The 20,030-nt window shown below is 34.8% G+C and carries 22 protein-coding genes, 1 tRNA gene and 1 pseudogene; 10 read left to right on the top strand and 14 right to left on the bottom strand.

Annotated features, from left to right (window positions below; all coding sequences use genetic code 11):
* Nucleotide 1: 1 nt before the first annotated feature.
* Nucleotides 2-772 carry a response regulator transcription factor gene (locus tag AAGD93_RS05720; protein ID WP_006280099.1) on the bottom strand — a complete coding sequence of 257 codons (771 nt, stop codon included), beginning with the start codon at nt 770-772 and terminating at the stop codon, nt 2-4.
* Between the two features lie 325 nt (nt 773-1,097).
* On the opposite strand from AAGD93_RS05720, the gene AAGD93_RS05715 reads away from it, so the two are divergent.
* The 4 genes from AAGD93_RS05715 to AAGD93_RS05700 are packed head-to-tail and all read left to right on the top strand — an operon-like array spanning nt 1,098 to nt 4,531.
* Nucleotides 1,098-2,081, top strand: coding sequence for an NAD(P)H-dependent glycerol-3-phosphate dehydrogenase (locus AAGD93_RS05715; RefSeq protein WP_006280098.1), 984 nt, complete (start codon nt 1,098-1,100; stop codon nt 2,079-2,081).
* Nucleotides 2,082-2,100: 19 nt separating this feature from the next.
* Nucleotides 2,101-2,583 carry a phosphatidylglycerophosphatase A gene (locus AAGD93_RS05710; protein ID WP_006279290.1) on the top strand — a complete coding sequence of 161 codons (483 nt, stop codon included), beginning with the start codon at nt 2,101-2,103 and terminating at the stop codon, nt 2,581-2,583.
* Nucleotides 2,573-3,352: a GNAT family N-acetyltransferase gene (locus AAGD93_RS05705; RefSeq protein WP_006280097.1), complete on the top strand. Its 780-nt coding sequence runs from the start codon at nt 2,573-2,575 to the stop codon at nt 3,350-3,352. Before AAGD93_RS05710 ends, AAGD93_RS05705 begins: the two co-directional genes overlap by 11 nt.
* Before the next feature lie 42 nt (nt 3,353-3,394).
* Entirely contained in the window at nt 3,395-4,531 is a 1,137-nt protein-coding gene (locus tag AAGD93_RS05700) for a hypothetical protein (protein WP_010962793.1), read from the top strand.
* Nucleotides 4,532-4,534: 3 nt separating this feature from the next.
* On the opposite strand, the gene AAGD93_RS05695 is transcribed toward AAGD93_RS05700, so the two are convergent.
* A complete protein-coding gene (locus AAGD93_RS05695; RefSeq protein WP_264378091.1) occupies nt 4,535-5,323 on the bottom strand; it encodes a succinate dehydrogenase iron-sulfur subunit in 789 nt (262 codons plus the stop codon).
* 86 nt (nt 5,324-5,409) lie between these two features.
* The gene (gene ybeY / locus AAGD93_RS05690; RefSeq protein WP_253303271.1) at nt 5,410-5,862 is read right to left on the bottom strand and encodes an rRNA maturation RNase YbeY; all 453 of its coding nucleotides are present in this window, start codon (nt 5,860-5,862) and stop codon (nt 5,410-5,412) included.
* Between the two features lie 24 nt (nt 5,863-5,886).
* On the opposite strand from ybeY, the gene AAGD93_RS05685 reads away from it, so the two are divergent.
* Both AAGD93_RS05685 and AAGD93_RS05680 read left to right on the top strand, forming a co-directional pair.
* A complete protein-coding gene (locus tag AAGD93_RS05685; RefSeq protein ID WP_259348783.1) occupies nt 5,887-6,018 on the top strand; it encodes a hypothetical protein in 132 nt (43 codons plus the stop codon).
* Nucleotides 6,019-6,033: 15 nt separating this feature from the next.
* Entirely contained in the window at nt 6,034-6,213 is a 180-nt protein-coding gene (locus tag AAGD93_RS05680; RefSeq protein ID WP_022626337.1) for a hypothetical protein, read from the top strand.
* A gap of 33 nt (nt 6,214-6,246) precedes the next feature.
* Here AAGD93_RS05680 and AAGD93_RS05675 read toward each other — a convergent pair whose 3' ends face one another.
* From AAGD93_RS05675 to AAGD93_RS05660, 4 genes are all read right to left on the bottom strand, one after another.
* The gene (locus AAGD93_RS05675) at nt 6,247-6,645 is read right to left on the bottom strand and encodes an EVE domain-containing protein (protein ID WP_077188253.1); all 399 of its coding nucleotides are present in this window, start codon (nt 6,643-6,645) and stop codon (nt 6,247-6,249) included.
* Nucleotides 6,645-7,841, bottom strand: coding sequence for a cell division protein FtsZ (gene ftsZ, locus AAGD93_RS05670; RefSeq protein WP_341819274.1), 1,197 nt, complete (start codon nt 7,839-7,841; stop codon nt 6,645-6,647). Before ftsZ ends, AAGD93_RS05675 begins: the two co-directional genes overlap by 1 nt.
* Before the next feature lie 244 nt (nt 7,842-8,085).
* The gene (locus tag AAGD93_RS05665; protein WP_341819272.1) at nt 8,086-8,541 is read right to left on the bottom strand and encodes a hypothetical protein; all 456 of its coding nucleotides are present in this window, start codon (nt 8,539-8,541) and stop codon (nt 8,086-8,088) included.
* An 84-nt stretch (nt 8,542-8,625) separates the two neighbouring features.
* Nucleotides 8,626-10,134 (bottom strand): YifB family Mg chelatase-like AAA ATPase, encoded by a 1,509-nt coding sequence (locus tag AAGD93_RS05660; protein ID WP_341819271.1) that lies wholly within the window; start codon nt 10,132-10,134, stop codon nt 8,626-8,628.
* A gap of 125 nt (nt 10,135-10,259) precedes the next feature.
* Here AAGD93_RS05660 and AAGD93_RS05655 point away from each other — a divergent pair, with 125 nt between their 5' ends.
* On the top strand, nt 10,260-11,099 hold the full coding sequence (locus AAGD93_RS05655; protein WP_341819270.1) for a polysaccharide deacetylase family protein: 840 nt from the start codon (nt 10,260-10,262) through the stop codon (nt 11,097-11,099).
* Nucleotides 11,054-12,628: a penicillin-binding transpeptidase domain-containing protein gene (locus AAGD93_RS05650; RefSeq protein WP_341819269.1), complete on the top strand. Its 1,575-nt coding sequence runs from the start codon at nt 11,054-11,056 to the stop codon at nt 12,626-12,628. The genes AAGD93_RS05655 and AAGD93_RS05650 overlap by 46 nt, the downstream gene beginning before the upstream one ends.
* 584 nt (nt 12,629-13,212) lie before the next feature.
* Here the strand turns inward: AAGD93_RS05650 and AAGD93_RS05645 are convergent.
* The 7 genes and pseudogenes from AAGD93_RS05645 to AAGD93_RS05615 form a co-directional block, all read right to left on the bottom strand.
* A complete protein-coding gene (locus tag AAGD93_RS05645; protein WP_341819268.1) occupies nt 13,213-13,455 on the bottom strand; it encodes a hypothetical protein in 243 nt (80 codons plus the stop codon).
* A protein-coding gene (locus AAGD93_RS05640) for an IS630 family transposase (protein ID WP_341819153.1) occupies nt 13,452-14,311 on the bottom strand; the annotation gives its coding sequence in 2 pieces (ribosomal slippage) (nt 13,452-13,987 and nt 13,987-14,311; 861 coding nt in all). Before AAGD93_RS05640 ends, AAGD93_RS05645 begins: the two co-directional genes overlap by 4 nt.
* A 236-nt stretch (nt 14,312-14,547) precedes the next feature.
* Complete coding sequence (locus AAGD93_RS05635) at nt 14,548-15,006, bottom strand: hypothetical protein (RefSeq protein WP_341819267.1); 459 nt, start codon at nt 15,004-15,006, stop codon at nt 14,548-14,550.
* Between the two features lie 135 nt (nt 15,007-15,141).
* A tRNA-Gln gene (locus AAGD93_RS05630) sits at nt 15,142-15,216 on the bottom strand.
* On the bottom strand, nt 15,207-15,542 hold the full coding sequence (gene cutA, locus AAGD93_RS05625) for a divalent-cation tolerance protein CutA (RefSeq protein WP_264338120.1): 336 nt from the start codon (nt 15,540-15,542) through the stop codon (nt 15,207-15,209). Before cutA ends, AAGD93_RS05630 begins: the two co-directional genes overlap by 10 nt.
* A gap of 167 nt (nt 15,543-15,709) precedes the next feature.
* On the bottom strand, nt 15,710-15,832 hold the full coding sequence (locus tag AAGD93_RS05620; RefSeq protein ID WP_259349193.1) for a hypothetical protein: 123 nt from the start codon (nt 15,830-15,832) through the stop codon (nt 15,710-15,712).
* A 375-nt stretch (nt 15,833-16,207) separates the two neighbouring features.
* Nucleotides 16,208-17,666: pseudogene (locus AAGD93_RS05615) on the bottom strand (hypothetical protein); the annotation flags it as partial.
* A 453-nt stretch (nt 17,667-18,119) separates the two neighbouring features.
* On the opposite strand from AAGD93_RS05615, the gene hflK reads away from it, so the two are divergent.
* Nucleotides 18,120-19,154: an FtsH protease activity modulator HflK gene (hflK, locus tag AAGD93_RS05610; RefSeq protein WP_341819266.1), complete on the top strand. Its 1,035-nt coding sequence runs from the start codon at nt 18,120-18,122 to the stop codon at nt 19,152-19,154.
* A 2-nt stretch (nt 19,155-19,156) separates the two neighbouring features.
* Complete coding sequence (gene hflC / locus AAGD93_RS05605) at nt 19,157-20,029, top strand: protease modulator HflC (protein ID WP_182319521.1); 873 nt, start codon at nt 19,157-19,159, stop codon at nt 20,027-20,029.
* Nucleotide 20,030: the final 1 nt, after the last annotated feature.

The following is a 20,030-nucleotide window of genomic DNA, read 5'->3' as shown; positions in this document are numbered from 1 at the left end:
TTCATGCGTTGTCCTTCACTTGTTCTGCTTGATAGCCATCACTACTTTCGCCTACATTAACATTAGAATATTCATCATCATCAATATACTCTTTCAGAACATACCCTCTGCCCCAAACGGTTTCTATGTGGCTTTTTCCATCATTTGCACTTTCAAGTTTCTTACGTAATTTGCACATAAAAACATCAACTATCTTGTTATCTGAAGGTTCATCTAAGCCATTGTAAAGATGATTTAAGAACATTTCTTTTGTTAATACTGTTCCTTTACGCAGTGCTAGCAATTCTATCATAGAATACTCTTTATTAGTAAGGTGAACCGTTTTACCTTTCACCTCAACAATCCTGTGATCAAAATTGATATTTATATTACCAATCTTTATCACCGATTCAGGATGGCCTTTAGTACGACGCACTATGGCCTTAATTCGAGCTAATAACTCACTTTTATGAAATGGTTTGGTTAAGTAATCATCGGCACCATACCCGAGTCCTTTAGCTTTGTGATTGACAGCGGATATACATGAAAGTATTAAGACAGGAACTTTGATTTTTGCACTTCTTAGTCTTAGCAATATATCATATCCGTCAATATCACCAGGCAAGTGTATATCTAAAATAACTAGGTCATAGTAATCTCCGTTTGAGGAAACCATATTATTGTTATAATCTTGTGCAGAAGTAACAACGTCACAGAAATGTCCATCAGAAGTTAAGGCGTTAACCACAGTCTTTGCACTTACTTGATCATCTTCAATTAATAATATACGCATATTTTACACCCCATAAATAATTTATAATTTTAGTAATATATATAACTAAGGAAAGTAATAAATCAAATTTTTATTAACAAATGATCAAAATTACACTTATTAATTAATAGTAAATATATTGTTCCAAAGTTATATAAATAGATCTAAAATATAATAGACATACCATGATAGTAATAATATTTTTAGTAAATATTGAATTAAAGTTACTATTATTAAAAGAATACTTCGGTTAATAAATATTTAACTATTCTATATGTCTGTGTTATATTTTTAATTTACTTATCCTACTATTTTAAAGTATAAGTAATATTTTCAGGAATATTGTGTGGCAATATCAATTTTAGGTGCTGGTGCATGGGGTACAGCAATCGCAATTTCATTAGGTAGTAAGAAAGATGTGATTTTGTGGACTCGCAATGAAACTACATTTGAATCAATCAACGGGAAAAGAGAAAGTGACAAGCTACCCGGTTGTCGAATTTCTGATAATGTGTCAGTAAAATTGGCTATTGAAGACACAATTAATGCTTCAGTAACAATCCTCGCTGTTCCCACTCAGTCTCTGAGGAAGGTATGTCAGCAATTGCATAATTGTAATCTGAAAAAAGATGTAGCAATAATTTTAGCTTGTAAGGGAATAGAAAAGTCTACATTAAAATTACCTAGTGAAATAGTAAATGAAATTTTACCTAACAATCCTATTGCTATTTTTTCAGGTCCTAGCTTTGCTGTAGAAGTTGCAAGAAAATTACCCTATTCAATGGTTCTTGCATGCCAAAATAACACATTAGGTTCAAAGCTAGTATCAGAGCTGCAACAAGAAAATGTTAAATTGGAGTTTAGTAACGACATTATAGGAGTACAGATTTGTGCAGCGTTAAAGAACGTTTTTGCTATAGCGTGTGGGATTGTTCTAGGTAGTAAACTTGGGTTTAATGCTCATGCAGCATTGATTACGAAAAGTATGAGCGAAATTAAGGCTTTATACTCAGCAAAAATTGGTGACGGTAGTGTGGATATAAATACACTACTTGGGCCAGCATGTCTGGGTGACCTAATTATGACATGCACATCCTTGAATTCAAGAAACTTATCTTTTGGGTTTAAAATAGGTAATAGTGACAATGGCTTTAATGTTCAGCAGATTTTGTCAGAAGGCAAGTCAGTGATTGAAGGTTTTAGCACTGCTGAGTCCATATTTAATTTAGCAGGAAAGCTAAAGATAAAAATGCCTATATGTGAAGCGGTCTATAGATTATTGTATGAAAGCGCCTCTATAGAGGATACTATTTCTGTTCTTATAAGTTAATTTTGTATTTGGATATATTGTGAAATTTTTATATAAATTAATATCAACGTGGTGGCTGTCTGGAACAGTAAAAAAAATGCCAGGTACTGTGGGTAGTTTGGCTTCTTTTCCGCTTGTTCCTGTAATCCTGAGCAACAAAATTTTAGGTGCAGCAATTATTTCTTTTTTATTCTTAATTGGATTATGGTCTACAGGTAATTATATAAAACATTACAAGACTTCATGTGATCCAAAAGAGGTAGTAATTGACGAAGTGGTTGGTCAATTGCTGACGATACTTTTAGTTTCGATATTGTTAAGCCAAGAGATGAATTGTTCTTCATTGTTGTTGTGCTTTTTTTCTTTTAGGTTTTTTGATATAATAAAAACGTGGCCTATAAATTTAATCGATAAAAATACCAAAGGTCCTTTAGGTATTATGCTAGATGACGTTATAGCTGCAATTTTAGCCTGTGTTCTTATAGGAGCCTTTTATTGTTTATTGTTGGTGTATGCAGGATAAAAAAATTTATTATTCAAGCTTAATTGTTCAAAATCTAAAGGATTATATACTGTACACAGCGAATTTATCTGAGTGGGAAGTACACGATGAATTTGATAACATCATATTTACAATAAATGGTACCAGGGAGTCATTATTTAATTTTGTGTTCTGTGGAGATCAATGTACCGAGCTTTCTATACAAAAAACTCTAGATTATCTCAGAACAAGAGATATAGAAGCAACATGGGTAATAAATTCACATATGAAAATAAGAGATATTTTAGAAAAGTGTGAAATAAAACACGTTAGCACACCAAAAAAAGCTTTACTTAATATGAAAAATTACTTTTTACCTGCTGATGTTATTCCAAACTTGAGGTTAAATGCTGTGAATGGTAGCAACCTCTTAGAACAGTTAGATCTACACACTTCTAAAATTTTTTATCATGGCGTTGGAATTGTCAGCACATTTTTTCGCGGATTATCAAATTATGATGATAAGAACTCAAGATTAAGATTTTTTCTTGTAACACTAAATAATGAAATTATTGGGACATGCGGTCTTTATGTTCAAGACAGCGTAGCTGGTTTTTATAGTGATGGAGTTTTACCAATTTACAGGAATCGTGGAATAGGTACCCAAATGGTTTTAGAAAGAATAAAGATAGCTAAACAGCTTGAATGCAAATATATAGTAGCACATTGTATGAAATCTTCTGTGAACCTTTATAAGAGATTGGGCTTTCAAATGTTAGGCAATCTTTACTTATATACCTCTTCAGCATAATTCTGAGCGGTTACAAATTTTTACATTTGTTTTAAAAGTGCTATGTTTTTTTTGTATGAAGTGGTTTTAATATTGATTCTAATATTATTCTTTCTCTCTTATTCTAAATTAAAAATTAGTAATAAGATTAAGAACTTACAGCATCAAAATGTTATCATAAATAATTTAATTGATACTGTGAATGATGGGTTTTATATTTGGGATGCAAAAAAACGTATAGAAAAGTTCTCTCCCAATTTACTAATTTTGCTTAATACTGTTTTTTACTCATTTAATGAGTTTGTGAATTTTTTTGAGCAATCAGAAAGCTTAATCAAAAATTTTGTTGAGGCAAAGGAAATAAATAAATCTTTTACTCTAGATTTAAAGTCAAAAGACAGTGAGGTTTATTGCATATGTTACGGTAGAAGCATAATAGATGATTCTAACAATGTGATAGGTGTGCTGTTATGGATAAGGAATGTCTCAGACTGTAAGATAAAGGCTAACGGACTTGAGTTAGAAAATAGTAAGCTTACACAGGAAGTGGAGAGCTATAAAAACGTTTTCAACTCTTTACCATTTCCAATACTAAGATATAACAAGAGTAGAAAGGTGGAATTTTATAACTTGTTTTATGATAAATATGTAGATGGTTCTAAGAAATTTGCTATTACCGGTAGCGCTCATAGCACAAAACCAGGAAGACATGTCATAACTTATAAGAACGAACCTAAGGTTTTCGATTTTGTTAAAATTCCAATACAAGGTTCTGGTAGCATAGTAATGTATGGGAAAGATGTTAGTGATGCAGAGAAATTATATACTGAATTAAACAGTTATTTAGCTACACAGAAAAATTTGCTTGAGAGGTTACCGGTTGCTATAGTAATATATAGTAAGAATCAAAAGCTAAAATTTTATAATAATGCTTTTATAAAAACCTTTCAATTTGACCCAAAATTTTTGGCATCTTACCCAACTTATCACGAAGTTATGCTTTACCTCTTCGAATCTAAAAAGCTTTTAGAAAAAGAGGATTTTCAAACTATTAGTAACCAAAGACATGAGTTGTTCAAAAAATTATTTGAATCGTATGATGATACGATGCATTTCACGAATGGAAAAGCGTTCAGGGTATTAACAATACCCTACGCTTCGGAAGGTTTGCTTTTCTCTTACGAAGAATGCAAAAGATAATACTTAAACTCCTTCTCTCTCTACCATGAGCTGTTTTACTTTCGCTATTGCTCTTGCTGGATTAAGTCCTTTAGGACAAGTTTTTGTGCAATTCATTATTGTATGACAACGATACAACTTGAATGGGTCGTTTAAAACATCAAGTCTTTCACCTGTCTTATTATCACGGCTGTCAGCAATCCATCTGTAAGCTTGTAATAGTATTGCTGGTCCTAAAAATTTATCACTATTCCACCAGTAGCTTGGGCAACCAGTCGAACAGCAAGCACATAATATACAGTCGGACAAGCCATCTAATTTTTTTCTATCTTCAGAAGATTGAGAGTATTCTTTATTTGGTAGGGCAGGCTTATCTGCTTGTAACCAAGGTTTAATTGATTTGTATTGCTCATAAAATTGGCTCAAATCCGAGACTAGGTCCTTTATTACATACATGTGAGGTAATGGATATATTTTTACGTCACCTTTTATATCATGTATAGATCTAGTACATGCAAGAGTATTGGTTCCGTCAATATTCATGGCACAAGATCCACATATGCCTTCTCTACAAGAACGTCTGAAAGTTAAAGTCGAATCTATTTCATCCTTTATTTTTATTAATGCATCAAGTACCATAGGGCCACAATTATCCATATCAATAAAAAATGTGTCTATTCTAGGGTTTTTCTCGTCATCAGCAGACCAACGGTAAATTTGAAATCTTCTGATGTTTTTTGCTCTAGCAGGAATAGGATAAATTTTGCCCTTTTGATTAATTTTAGAATTCTTTGGCAAAGAAAACTGAACCATATCACTTACCTTTTATTGTTTATAGCTAAAACCCTTTGTAGATAACATATTTTATTATCATCTACTATATTTTTATTAAATTCCTTTTAAATCGTGCACATATTGTAGCCAAGCGAAGCTAAAATCTCTCTTTCTAGATTTTTCATTATAATTTCTTCATCTTTTTTTTGGTGATCATAACCAAGTAAATGCAGTAATCCATGCACTAACATGTGTGCAATGTGAGCAAGAATGGGTATACAATACTCATGCGATTCTCTTTTTATTGTGTCTATTGAAATTGCTATGTCTCCTAAATCGCACTCATTAGACAATTGTTCATACGGAAATGATAGTACGTTAGTTGGCTTATCCATTTCTCTAAATTTTAAATTAAGTTGATGTAGCAAGTCATCATCAGCCAGAGCTATTGATATATTTGGTTTATAGTGGTCTATTTTTAATTCTTTTAGAGAAGCATTGATGACACCTAATACAAAATTTTTAGGATTTTCTATAATGCTGCACCATTTCTTGTCAAGAATATTTACTTCTAACATGAGTGACACATCAGTAAGGGTGTCATGCAAATAGCTGACACTGGAATCCAAAAAAGAAGAGTTATAGACCCTTGTGTCATGTATACAACTGTACGAATATTGTACACTAGAAGGATGTCATCCCAGTGCCTAGACACTGGGATCCAGGAATTTTGATTAGACATCAAGTTAGTGAATATAAAAGTAGCTAATCTTATATTAAAACACAACGGCTTTAATGTGGTTGCATTAAGGCTGGATTCCAGTGTCAAGCACTGGAATGACACCTTTGTGTTTGATGCAAAATCGGCTATAACGTTTAATGCACTGCCTTCGAGACAAATATTCATACAGCTGTGCGTTGTGTGCTGAGATGACATCATTTAGGAACTGAAATGACAGGTATTACACATCACTCATCCTTATTATTTCATTCCATTCAATTTCCGAAACTGGGGCAATTGATAAACGTGGTTGTTTTAATATAGTCATATTTTTCAAAAGTGGGTTTTGTTTTATATTATTTAACGTTACTTGGTTATTTAAAGGTTTCAAAAACTTTACATTCACTAATCCGAACTTGGGATCATTAACATGATAATACTCTTTAAATACTTCAACGATTCCAAGTATTGCTTTCTCTTTACCTGTATGATAAAAAAACGCAAGATCGCTTGCTTTCATAATTTTCATGTAATTTTGAGCTTGATAATTGCGCACACCATCCCACTCAACTACCTGATCCTTTTCCATTTTTTGCCATGAGTATTCACTTGGCTCTGACTTGAGTAGCCAAAATTGCATTATTTTTTTCTTCTTAAGTAAGCTGGTATATCATAGATATTGCTGCCCCACTTAGCTCCTTCGCTTACCTGTTCAGCTGGTTTTGTTTCCAGTGTTTTGTCTTGCGTACTTTCACTTTGACTATATGGCCACTTAAATTTCTCTTTCTCTGAGTCTTCGCTCTGACTTATAGGTGAAGTTTCTGATTTATTATTGCGACCATCAATGCCAGTTGCAAGAACAGAAACTCTAACTCTTCCCTCCATCGCTTGATCAAAAGTAGCACCAAATATTATATTTGCATTTTCATCTATTTCTTCACGCACTCTATTGGCTGCAGCATCAACTTCAAACAGAGTCATATCTCCGCCACCAGTAATGTTAATTAATATTCCTTGCGCACCTTTCATTGATACATTATCAAGCAATGGATTAGATATTGCAGCCTCTGCAGCGCTAATTGCTCTATCTTCTCCTTCTGCCTCTCCGGTGCCGATCATCGCTTTGCCCATCTCGCTCATTACTGTTTCTATATCAGCGAAGTCAAGATTGATAAGCCCTGGCATGACCATCAAGTCAGTTACTCCTCTGATGCCAATGTGCAGAACATTATCAGCAAGTTTAAATGCATCAGAAAATGTAGTTTTTTCATTTGCAATTCTAAATAAATTCTGATTTGGAATGACAATAAGTGTATCCACGTATTTTTGCAGTTCTTCAAGTCCAAGCTCTGCAATGCGCATACGGCGCACACCTTCAAAACCGAACGGTTTAGTTACAACTCCAACAGTCAATATCTTTTTTTCTTTTGGCGCTCTATCCTTAACTGCGGCTCTTGCTTCTCTGGCTGCTTTTGCAATTACCGGTGCTGCACCGGTTCCAGTACCACCGCCCATTCCTGCTGTGATGAAAAGCATATGACTATCTTTTATATGCTCCATAATCTCATCAATTGACTCTTCTGCTGCACCTTTGCCAACATCAGGCAAAGCACCAGCACCAAGCCCCTTAGTTAAATTAATGCCAAGCTGAATTTTTTTATCACATAACGACTTTTCTAGTGCTTGAGCATCGGTATTTGCGACAACAAAATTCACTCCTTGCAAATTAGATTGGATCATGTTATTCACAGCATTTCCACCAGCACCACCCACTCCCACAACGGTAATCCTTGGGTGTAATATAGATAACTCCGGCAGACTAAGATCAATGGACATTTAAATTACTCAAATTTAGCGAATTCACTTGATAGTAAATTACCGCTTTTTTAATAATATGCAAATACTTTTCACTTCTATAGGCGTAAACAGTAAACGGGATTTACTTATTCTTAACATTTATACTAATAAGTGCCGTTAATTATAATAACTAGATTCTTAAATGACATCACTTAACCGATGCAAAAAATAGAAAATGTTTATAAAAAGGGACAGAAAACTATCCCTTTTTGTTTTGTTGAAGTTATTGTATAGTTTGTTCTTTTCCTTTACATGCTTCAGACGCAACATCTTTTAATTTTGAGGCAACTTGATATGTTCCATAAAGAACAGCAGCTGCAGCAATTGCCATTATGGCACCCGCAACTATCTGGCCAGCAACACCTGTACCGATAAATCCAGGTAATGAAGCAGCTATTGCTTGATTTGTTCCAACAAAGTAACTGGCAGTCTTAGCAAGAAACCCAGAAGCTTTTGCTGCACTAACAAAGCCTGCTTTCATATGCATTGCTGTAAAGACAATACTTGCAACTGCAAGCGGAAATAATGCTGTTCTTAACTTATTATCCTTAATATACTGACCAAACCCACCAGCAGCACCTGTAACTCCCCAGTGTTCATTACCAGCTTGGTTGTATCCCTCTGAAATAGCGCGAAAAACACTATGTTCTTGTTCGTAATTATATTTTGTTAATGCCATAACTCTACTCCTTAAATAGAATGTTAAAATTTCATTAAGGGCAGTATATAATGAAAAAAATTATCTGTCAAGTAAACTAATTTTTTAATATACCCTTATTCTGTAATTCAGCGCTTCAGCAATGTGTGCTCTTTTTACTTCTTCACTTTTTGCAAGATCTGCAATAGTTCTTGCAACTTTTAATACGCGTGTGTAGCCTCGATTGGAAATGTAATTTTCTTTCAGTACGTATTTTAGCAATTCTAACCCTGCCTGATCTGGTTCAGTAAATTTATTAAATGCTTTACCGCTTACTTCTGAATTGCAACGAATATTCAATTCACTATAACGCTCAGTTTGAATTTTTCTCGCTGCTATCACTCTTTCTCTTATGATCTTAGTACTTTCTCCCTCCACAGAGATTTCAGGAGAGAGTATGCTAACGTTTGGCATTTCAATACATATGTCTATTCTATCAAGGAATGGTCCTGATATTTTGTTTTTGTAATCTGTGCCACACTTTGGAGCTTTGTTGCACGATCTGCTTGCATCACCTAAATAACCGCACCTGCAGGGGTTCATTGCAGCAATCAGTTGGAAATTGGCAGGATAGGTTATATGCGCGTTTGCCCTTGCAACAGTAACTTTTCTATCTTCAAGTGGTTGGCGCAGAGAATCAAGCACAAGTCTTGGAAATTCAGGTAGCTCATCAAGAAATAACACGCCATTGTGAGCCATGGTAATTTCTCCGGGTTTTGCATTCTTTCCTCCTCCTATCATTGCTGGCATGGAACATGAGTGATGAGGTTCACGAAAGGGGCGAGTTACTTTGAATATTTCATTACCAGTTTTTGTTATGCTGGAAATAATATTAACATCAATCATCTCCTGTTCGGTCAAATCAGGCAGCAACCCTATAAAGCGTTTAGCAAGCATTGACTTTCCAGTACCAGGAGGGCCAACAAGAAGCATATTATGCCCACCTGCTGCTGCAATTTCAGCTGCTCTTTTTGCAACAACTTGGCCTTTGATATCCTTCATATCGGGAACCAATCTTTTTTCTTTGGGTGCATCACTATAATTAAAAATTACTGGCTGAATTAATTGCTCACCCTTAAAGTGTCTGATAATATCAGTTAATTTCTCTATAGCCAGAATTGAAACATTCTTCACCCATACAGCTTCTACACCATTTCCTCTCGGGCAAATTACTCCTTTATTGTCCTTTTTTGCATTAATTGCTGTTGGCAGCACACCTGAAACTGGAATAACTCTGCTATCAAGAGCCAGTTCACCCATGATTATATAAGACTGAACTTTTTCAACTGGTATCACATTCATTACAACAAGTAGTCCAATAGCAATAGCCAAGTCATAATGACTACCTTCTTTCAGTAAATCCGCAGGGGAGAGATTAACTGTAATTCTTTTTGGAGGTAGTAGTAGATTGATTGAATTTAATGCTGCTCTGATGCGCTCTTTGGATTCCGCAACAGTTTTATCCGGCAATCCAACAATATTAAAAGCTGGAATACCATTTGCCATATGAATTTGTGCATTGACATTTACTGTGCTAATTCCCTGAAGCGCAACGGTATTTATATTTGCAATCATGATATATTATATAAAATTGTTAATACAATGTATTAAAGAAGTGATGAGGTAAAGGCTACAGCAATTAAAGATGGCTTAATTTAGCAAAAAAGTGCATAGTATCCTATCACTTTGCTGATTATAAAATGTTTATAAGGATAATAACTTTTCTTTTGCTATACTCAAGCGCGGTTTTCTGTGGTGATTGTAATTTTAATTTACCATACTGTGGGCTCAGTTGTAATCTGGATCTATCATATAGAAATTTAAGTAATATAAAAAAATTGTTGAATAATGACGATAAGTTTGTTGCGCTTACGTTTGATGATGGACCGTCTAACAATAGAGTAGACGATATTATTAATGTTCTGGAAAGCTATGAAGCAAAAGCGACATTTTTTGTGCTTGGTGAACGTATAAATGAAAAAACGTCTGAAATAGTAAAGAAAATTCATGAAGCAGGTCATGAGTTAGGCAATCACTCTTGGTCGCATAAGAAGTTGACATCACTTTCAAGTGAGGAACAATTGCAAGAATTGGAAAAGACAAATACAGCAATTAAAAATGCAATAAAACAAGATGTAAAATGGTTTCGCCCGCCATATGGATGTCATGACGATAATCTGATTGAAAATACTAATAAATTGGACATGTATTCGATATTATGGACAGTTGATTCGCTAGATTGGCAAGGTGATAAGCCAGAAACTTTAGTTGAAAGAGTTTTAAGTAATGTACATAATGGAGCAGTTATACTGTTTCATGATCACAATAACAGGTCAAACACAATTGAAGCTTTACCTCATATTATTAAAATACTAAAAAAATCAGGTTATAAGTTTGTGACCTTAAGTGAGTGGGAAAAAAGGGTTTGTAATACGGTAAAAGCCAGAAGTGTAACAATAAAAGAGGGGAAAAAAGTGCGTTTTGAAGGAATGTTATGTGGACAAAAAATAAAGTCTTTAACCGCAGAGCATTCATATTAGGTGGTATTCAGCTTACCATTTCCGCGGTTTTTAGTTGCAGGTTATATAATTTACAAATACGAAACAGACAAAAGTACGAAGCACTATCTAATAGTAATAGAATAAGAGTTGCTACTATTATGCCTAAGCGGGGCAAAATTTTAGATAGGAATAGCATTGAACTTGCGATGAACAAAATTTCGTATGTTGTTTTGTTTGATGGTTCTGGTAAGGAAGTTGATTTGCAGACATTATCAGAAGTCGAGTCTAAAATAGCAAAATCGTCAGAAAAAATAACTGCTCTTTATAAACGTTATTACCCGTTTGGTTCAATGTGTTCTCATGTAATCGGATATACAAAAAGACAGCAAGGCATAAGCGAAGTAGGAATCAGCGGTATTGAATATACATATGATCATATATTGAAAGGCAAGTCAGGAAAATCTGAGCAGGAAATAAATTCTAAAAAACGCGTCATAAAAGAATTATCAAGCATACCACAACAAGACGGACAAGATGTACAGCTGACAATTGATATTAATCTGCAAGAGAAAATCGCAGAGGTATTTAAAGATCACCAAGGCTCCGCAGTGGTAATTGATGTAAATAATGGAGAAATTTTAGCATTATATAATTCACCTTCTTACGATAATAATCTTTTTGCTAGCAGGATATCAAATGAGACTTGGGAGAGCTTGAATGCTCCTTCATTGCCGCTCGTGAATCGTGCGTTATCATATCAGATTCCACCTGGTTCAATATTTAAAATAATAGTTGCGCTTGCAGCTTTAAAAGATGGAATAATAACACCAGAAGAAAAATTCTCGTGTAAGGGCTATATGAAAATAGGCGAGCGGAAATTTCGTTGCCTGAAAAGCAAAGTCCATGGATATGTATCTTTAAATGAAGCAATGGCATTATCATGCAACACTTACTTTTATAATATAGGGAAAAAAATAAGTGTAGACTCTCTAGTAGAAATGGCCAGAAAATTTGGTATTGGAAGTGGGCCACTGATTGGAACGTTTAAAGAAGAAGCTCCGGGATTGTTGCCAGATAGAGATTGGCGTACACGAAAGCTATATTCGCAGTGGTATTTAGGTGACACTATCAACTTAGTTATAGGACAAGGGTATATGCTTACAACACCACTACAGCTTGCAGTTCTTGCAGCGAGGATTGCAACAGGAAAAGAGGTAATTCCCCGCATTAAGATGAATGAAACAATACAAGATTTTCCCGATATTGATGTGGATTATGAGCATCTTAGCATAGTTCGAAAAGCTATGTTTGATGTGGTGAATTCTAAAACTGGAACCTATAAGAAAGGGCTAAGCGGTATACAAATTGCCGGCAAAACCGGTACACCAGAAATAAACTCTAAGGGCGAAAGTCATAAGTTATTTATCGCCTATGGCCCTTACCATAACCCGCGCTATGCAATCTCTGTGTTTATAGAACACGGCAAAGCCCCACGCCAAGATGTTGCTATAGCTAATGAAATATTTCAGTATATGCTTGAAACTATGAGTATTAAACTTCTTGCATAACCATATAACAAACTTTTATTGGGAATAGAAACGAAAAAACTTACTTGACAAACTCCGCCAGCCCCCTTATCATGATGCTGAAGGTATTCAGTTATCTTGATCTGTGCAGATTAAACAGCAAGAAAACAACGTAGTTGGCGTCTTGTTTTTAATTTTTTGCACTATGTGCACCTTATGTCTTCACAACATTTCTGGGTTTTTACCTATATAAGCTGAAACGCGCTTATGAGTCGTTTAAGACAGTATAGTACGCCAATTTGCAGGATTAGAGAGTGACAACTAGCTAACACGGGATTTCTTTTGCCTTTTTTTCTGCTTAGTAAATTTCTTAAACATTTAAACTAAGGTGAGTTGCATTTAAAAGCAGCTAAATTGCAGTGTTTTAGACTTAAAAAACGCCAATACTGAAAATAGACAATGACTAGGGCTTCTTTTGCCTTTTTTTTCGTTTGGTAAATTTCTTAATGTTTGTAGCTAAAGCAATTTAAGAGACCGAAAATGGTGTCATTCCAGCGTGTGACGCTGGAATCTAGTCTTTATTATGCAGCCACTTATTTAAAGTTAAGTTTTCTGGATCCAAGTAGTCAGGACACTGGGATGACACCATTCTTTTTCCTGGATCCCAGTGTCAAGCACTGGGATGACAGTGCGTCGTAGAAACACGGGAAGTGTTGAAGCTGTGCAGTAGATGAGGGAGGGCCCCTCGGAGCCGGTTTGCAAGAGCAGGCTTCAAACAGCCATAAGCTGCTTTGGTAAAGAGCTAAGGTAGTGAGCGTTATGGAAAAGGCACAATTATAGCATTTCTCATAATAGTCCGAACAGGTCATAGGAAGGCAGAATCAACAGCACGACGAAAGGATTCGAATAGAGGAATGTTTTTCCTGGCTCTGTTTTTTATAGCAAACCAATGATGCTCAATTTTGTTGAAATCTGGAGAATAAGGCGGCAGATACAAAATTTCTGCACCAACCCCTTTAGCAAGCTCGATAATCTTATCAGACTTATGAAAAGTAGCATTGTCAAGAATGACAGTCTGTCCAGGTTCCAAGATCGGTGTCAAAAATTGCTCAAACCATCCATTAAAAACATCCATATTACAGTGGCCTTCAAAGGTTAACGGAACAATTATCTTTCTTCCACTTAAGGCTGCAACCATACTGATTCGTTGAGTTTTCTTTCCAGATTTTAAGGCATAAAACCGCTGTCCTTTCTGGCAATATCCGTAGGGGTAGTCTTCGGTGTTATCAATGCCAGACTCATCTATATACACTAAGTTTTTAGGTTCTTTTGTCGCTATAATTTTCAAAAATTCAGCACGTTTTTCTTCGTTTCTTTCCTTGTATCCATATGTCTTTTTTTGCGCGTAAATCCAATTTTTTTAAGGGCTCGATAGATCGTTTGGATACTAACGTTGTTCCAAAGTTTAGCCATTTCCGATAGAGTCTTTCCTCCGTGTTCTCTGGCAAATTTGGCAAAGGTATCCCAGTCGGTAATTTTGTGATTGTAACCCCCATTTCCAAGTTTTTTTGATTGAAAGTCTCCTGTTTCTTTTCTTCTTTGCTGCCACTCCCATAAAGTAGTTCGTCCAATCTTAAATCTTGCTGCCACTGTTTCTCTGCTTTCTCCTTCGTCTAGCGCTTCCATTCCTTTTTTTCTTAAATCATAACTATATGCTGCTGGCATTCAACCTCCTTATCATCATCTATCCTTATCCTATCACATCCGGACTTTTATGGAAGAGCTATAACTGTAAAAAAACAGAAAGCTTGGTAGAAAAACGTAAGGCAATTTCTTGGTTGTCAGACTTTAGTCAAGATTTTGTACACACATGTATATTGGCTGATTGTGATCCGGTATACGTAAAAAATAAAATACAGCCAACCTTAAAAAGCCTTACTAGATAAAGCCTTTTTATATACTTAATGAGGTTTACTCCTTTTACCGAAAAAAATATAATTCAATCTCCTATCTATAGTTGCCTCTATATCTTTGATTAATAGCTGCTTTATCATGTTTACTTTTCGCTTTGCATCTTGAGCTTGACACTCATTGTTACCACTGTTATTGCTGTAATTATTTTTATCACTATAACTACTGCCACTTGGTTTGCTACTGTTACTGAACTCACTACCCTTTTTTCTTCTTGTGTTGAGTATCTGTATTATCTTTTCCTTTAAAAAGGACTTCCAGCCTGTGCCAAGTAATAATTTATAGAGAAAATGCGGAGTAAGAAACGCCACTAATATTCGAATAGAAATTCCGTAACCGAGATCTTCCCTATTTTCATAATACCACTTGCAATATTGAAACAAACGGTAAAACGCATTTTTGAAAGAGCAAAATTCTACAGCATACCAAAAACCATTGCTGAGAAACATGAGCACAATGCTGAATGTGTAAAGATACATTGTGAAGAGAAACAGTTTCACAATTATATCTTTTAGACTACCTAATATATAATTCAATAATCTTAATTTATAGAAAAGTGATATCATTTCACACCCACTTCAATATGGCTGGGGTGGAAGGATTCGAACCTTCGCGTGGCGGTATCAAAAACCGCTGCCTTACCACTTGGCTACACCCCAATACTACTTACATCAATAACACTATTAGCCCAATTAGTAAAAGATTTATTTGCTTTTTCTATGGGCATCACAGCAATAGCTGGCTGATCATAAGAATGCATTGCTTCGATTTTTTCTACAATTTTATCAACTTGATCATTCCTGCTCTTCATAATTGCCACTACTTCACAACTATTACTAATTTTACCTTCCCATAAATACAGAGAATTCACTTCGGGAAATATATTTACACATACAATTAATTTCTCGTTTAACAATTCTTCAGAAACAGTTTTAGCCTCCTTCAAACTTGAAAAAGTTGTATAAATCAAAACTAAATTATTCATTAGAATCTACATAAATGCATTGCTACTATACTCTACCGAGATTTATTCATCAAGAGAAAATAACGCCAGCGCGTACTGTATGAACATTTGTTTGCAAAGGTAGTATGTTAAGTGTTATAGCTAGTTTGCCTCAAACGTAAAGGTGTCATCCCAGTGCCCCTGTGATGTCATTCCAGTGCTTGACACTGGAATCCAGTTTTCCATATAATCTCATCGAAAACGTTGTAACCACTTTCTATGCTAGTTTGCTTGTAAACAAGCAAACTTTCCTGGATCCCAGTGTCAAGCACTGGGATGACACCTTTCCTAGCAGAGAAATCACAATGTTCATACGGTTGTACTCATACCGCTGGGATCTAGGATTTTTCTATAGTTTAAAAACAAAAAAGGATGTTACTCAATTAGTAACATCCTTTTGGAGAAGGTGGATAGCTTTGTTTAGTTCGTTTTCACAGCTGTTTGTGCAGCTTGCTGTTGAACGTCAGTGTCAACAGCTACTTTCGTAGAAGGCTGTTCCACCAGTTCATTCAGATAACCTGTCTCTTTCAAATTTGCACGAGCTTCGGATAAGTTATTTTGAGAAAGATTTAGCTTCTTTGGTATAAGAGGATCAGGTAAATCTCCACTATCAACCCTGCCAAAGAAGTCCAAATTAATAAAAGGACTTTTTCTTTTCGGTGTAGAAGAACCAGATGAACCTCTTCCACTATCAAAAGAATTACTGCGAGTGAGAGTTCTGTTACTCAAACTATCCAGGTTTTGCTTCACAATAGGATCACTGAGAACATCTTCACTGAAAGAACTTTGTCCATTTAAGTTAGTCAATGAGGCGCTTCTAGGTAGTTCTGGTGGAGCAACTGGAGTAAGCTTAGGAGTTAAGCTACTAGATGAATTGCTTCTACGGACTGTTGCAAAGTTCTGAGAATCTGAATCAGAGACAGTAGCAGTACTTTCAGTTCCTATAGAATTTAGTGAATTGCTTCTTGGTAGCTTCAGTGGAGCAACGTAAAAAGTGCTATTTCCTACTTTTATAGGTGGCTCTGTACTATCAGTCCTTACAGAATCTAGTGAACTGCTTTTTGACAAGCTGTTAGATTGTTCAGAGCCTTTTCTTCCCAGTGAAGAGAATGATGATGACACAGACCTAGTTAAACTTTTGACAGAAGGCCTGTTAGCTTTTTTCTCTGCTCTGTCAAACATATTGCTTACGCTTGAGTACAAATGATTTTCTCTACATTCTTTAATAACCTTCTTAATTTCATCGTGATGTTCAGAGAAAACACTGTCGATGAAATAACTACCTTTAGGTAATGACCTTTGTGTTAACAAGTTATGCAAGCTTTTTTCATTTAAATTATTAATGAATTCTTTCTGTACTTGCCATCCAGAAGTATGTTCAATCTCCCCTGATTTTGCCTTCTCTGCCATTTTTAAATCAATTTCTGACGATATTCCAGAAAGTATATTTTTCACTAACCCAGAATTATTTCCTTTATCAGCAAAAATTGCTTTCATATCATTTCTTATTTCGTCAGATTTCTTAATTGCATCTGGAGTAAACCTTTTTACCTTATCTAAATAGTCCGTCTCACCAGATGCCTTATGGAACTTATTTGCCACTCCTTCGCCTACAAAACTAGCGCCTTTTTTCAGTGAATCTACTGAATGTTCATAACCTTCTTTCACCTTATCTTTAACATGTACAGCACCATCTCTAACTTTTCCGGCAGTATATTTCGCCCCATCAACTGTTTTTTCTGCTGACCATTTGAGCCCTTTATATCCAGATTGAACTGTTTTTACAGCGACTTTTACAGCGAAATATAAAGCAAGACCAACTATAGCACCCGGTATAGCAAGTGTTGCACCAACTGCCAAAAGTGGTAGTACTGCCGTAAATAACCCACTTGCTGTACTTACTACAAGAATCTTATCTCCTTGTTTCATCTTAGAGAATTCTGTATCTCCTTTTAACAGGTCAGTCATTCTTTCTTTTAGCTTCTTGTGATCATTAGCAATATCTGAATTTGGTAGATTTTGCATCGTTTTATTCAAATCAAAACTATCTTCTGGTTGGTTTTGTTGAGTTCCAACAGAATTTGAATTTTTTTCATTATGTGACATTTTAAACCTCACTATTAATTAAATATATTATAATTGTATTCCTTGATTCTTAAGTTAGTGTTAAATTGATTGCCAGTATTTATTTGTCTTCAAATAATTTCGCTTGACGTGTTTTGTGGTAACGTAGAAAATTAGGTCAAGAAGCTGCAGCATTTATGAAGTATAGAAAAAGAACACTCATCTTTTTGGCTGTTATAACTTTAATAATAATAGCTTTACTATTTAGGTATAATTCCCATTTTCACAAAGACGTAGTGCACTTAAAGAGTGACAACAAAGAATTCAAAAAAAAGCCAGAAAATTCCATAGAGTCGACCATATTACATAGAGAAAAGGAAGTGTACGATCATGTTTTCCATCCTGATGATTAATTTGTAAATAAAATAGCAATTTATGTTTGCATTTTCTTATTAAAGAAGTAATATTAGCGTATTAATTATAGAATCAATCATTATGTTTGATGATAATAATCCTTGGAATCTGGGAAAGAAACCGGTAGGGAACAAAACTCCTAATAATGAAGATATTTTAAGTAAAGCTGTATCTGATATAAGGTTCTTTCTTAATGGATTAACCAGAAACAGGGGCAAAAAACCTTATTTCATCATTTTCATTATTTTGCTGTTCTATGCTTGCACTGGCTTTTATATTGTCCATCCTAGTGAAGAAAGTATAGAACTTACCTTTGGTAAATATTCTAATACAGAAACACCTGGTTTGCGTTATCACTTCCCCTACCCTATTGGCAAGGTTTTTAAAGTGAACGTTAAGGAAGTAAATCGTGAAGAAATTGGGGTAAGTAGTTCTTATGGGCGAGATACAGATCGCGGTGAAGGCGTGATGCTAACTGGAGATGAAAATATAGTCAACGTTAACTTCGAGGTTCAATGGCGCGTTAGAGATGCTAAGGACTATTTATTCAAAGTGCGGGATTACAAACCCGGTTTCAGTGTTAAAAATGCTGCTGAAACTGCCATGAGAGAAATAATAGGTAAAAATACGATCTCTTTTGCACTTGGTCAAGGCAGACCAGAAATTTCTAGAGATACTAGAATTCTATTGCAGCAGATTCTTGATGGATACCAAATGGGCATAGAGATTTTATCTGTTCAAATGAAAAAAATTGATCCACCAGAAAAAGTAATCAGTTCGTTTAGAGATGTACAAAGTGCTCGTGCAGACAAAGAGCGTACTATAAACGAAGCATATGCTTATAATAATGATATTATACCTCGAGCAAAGGGTGAAGCGATAAAGATAAAATTAGATGCACAAGCATATGAAAATGAAGTAATAAATGAAGCAAAAGGTAATGCAAATCGCTTTTTATCTCTTTATGAGGAATATAGACAGAATCCTTCTCTCGTTAAGAATCGTATTTATCTTGAAACTATGGAAAATATTTTCAGTAAGGTAGACAAAGTTGTTGTAACTGATGATCTGAAAGGTATGTTTTCTTATTTACCTCTTACAAATTTAGGGAAATAACCATGAGTAGTAATATTAAAATTGTTTTTGTTTCTGTATTTGTTGTTTTATTGATTGTTTTATTTAATTCAATATTTGTTGTGCAAGAAACAAAGCAAGCGATAGTTATACAACTCGGTAAAGTTGTAAGAGATGTTAGGGAAAGTGGCTTATATTTTAAGTTACCATTCATAAATAGTGTAGAGTTTCTTGATAAAAGAGTTTTAGATTTAAGTCCTGATAAGATCCCAAGGGAAGTGATAACAGCGGATCAAAAACGTATTATAGTAGATGCATATGCAAAATATAAAATAACAAATCCTGTTATTTTTTACCAGGCTGTGAGGAATGAATCAGGGCTGGTTAGAAGATTATATCCGGTTATAGAAGCACACATAAGAGAAAATATAGGCAGATTTTCGTTGATTAGCTTGTTGAATGAAAAAAGATCAGAGGTTATGCAATTGATTCAGCGTGGAGTTTATTCTGAAGCTGAAAAATTTGGCATAGAAATAATAGATGTAAGAATTAAGAGAGCAGATTTACCAGAAGAAAATAGTTCTGCAATATTTCGCCGTATGCAAACTGAAAGGGAAAAAGAAGCAAAAGAAATTAGAGCAGAAGGAGAGCAAGCTGGGCAGGAAGTTAGATCAAAAGCTGATAAATTAAAAAGGGAAATTATCTCTAGTGCAGTAAAAGAATCGTACGAAATAAGGGGCCGTGGTTATGCTGAAGCAACTAGAATTTATAATGAGGCATTTAAGGTCGATGAAGAGTTCTTTAACTTTTATCGCTCTATGAGCGCTTACAGTAAATCATTTGCCGAAAATAATACTAAATTTGTACTTTCACCAAACAATAACTTTTTAGATATTTTAAATAAAGGATGGAAATAGT

This window comes from Wolbachia endosymbiont (group A) of Brachyopa scutellaris, assembly GCF_964026995.1.
Taxonomy (GTDB): domain Bacteria; phylum Pseudomonadota; class Alphaproteobacteria; order Rickettsiales; family Anaplasmataceae; genus Wolbachia; species Wolbachia pipientis.
The sequence above is the reverse complement of the archived record's forward strand: the minus strand, read 5'-3'. Positions and strand labels throughout refer to the sequence as shown.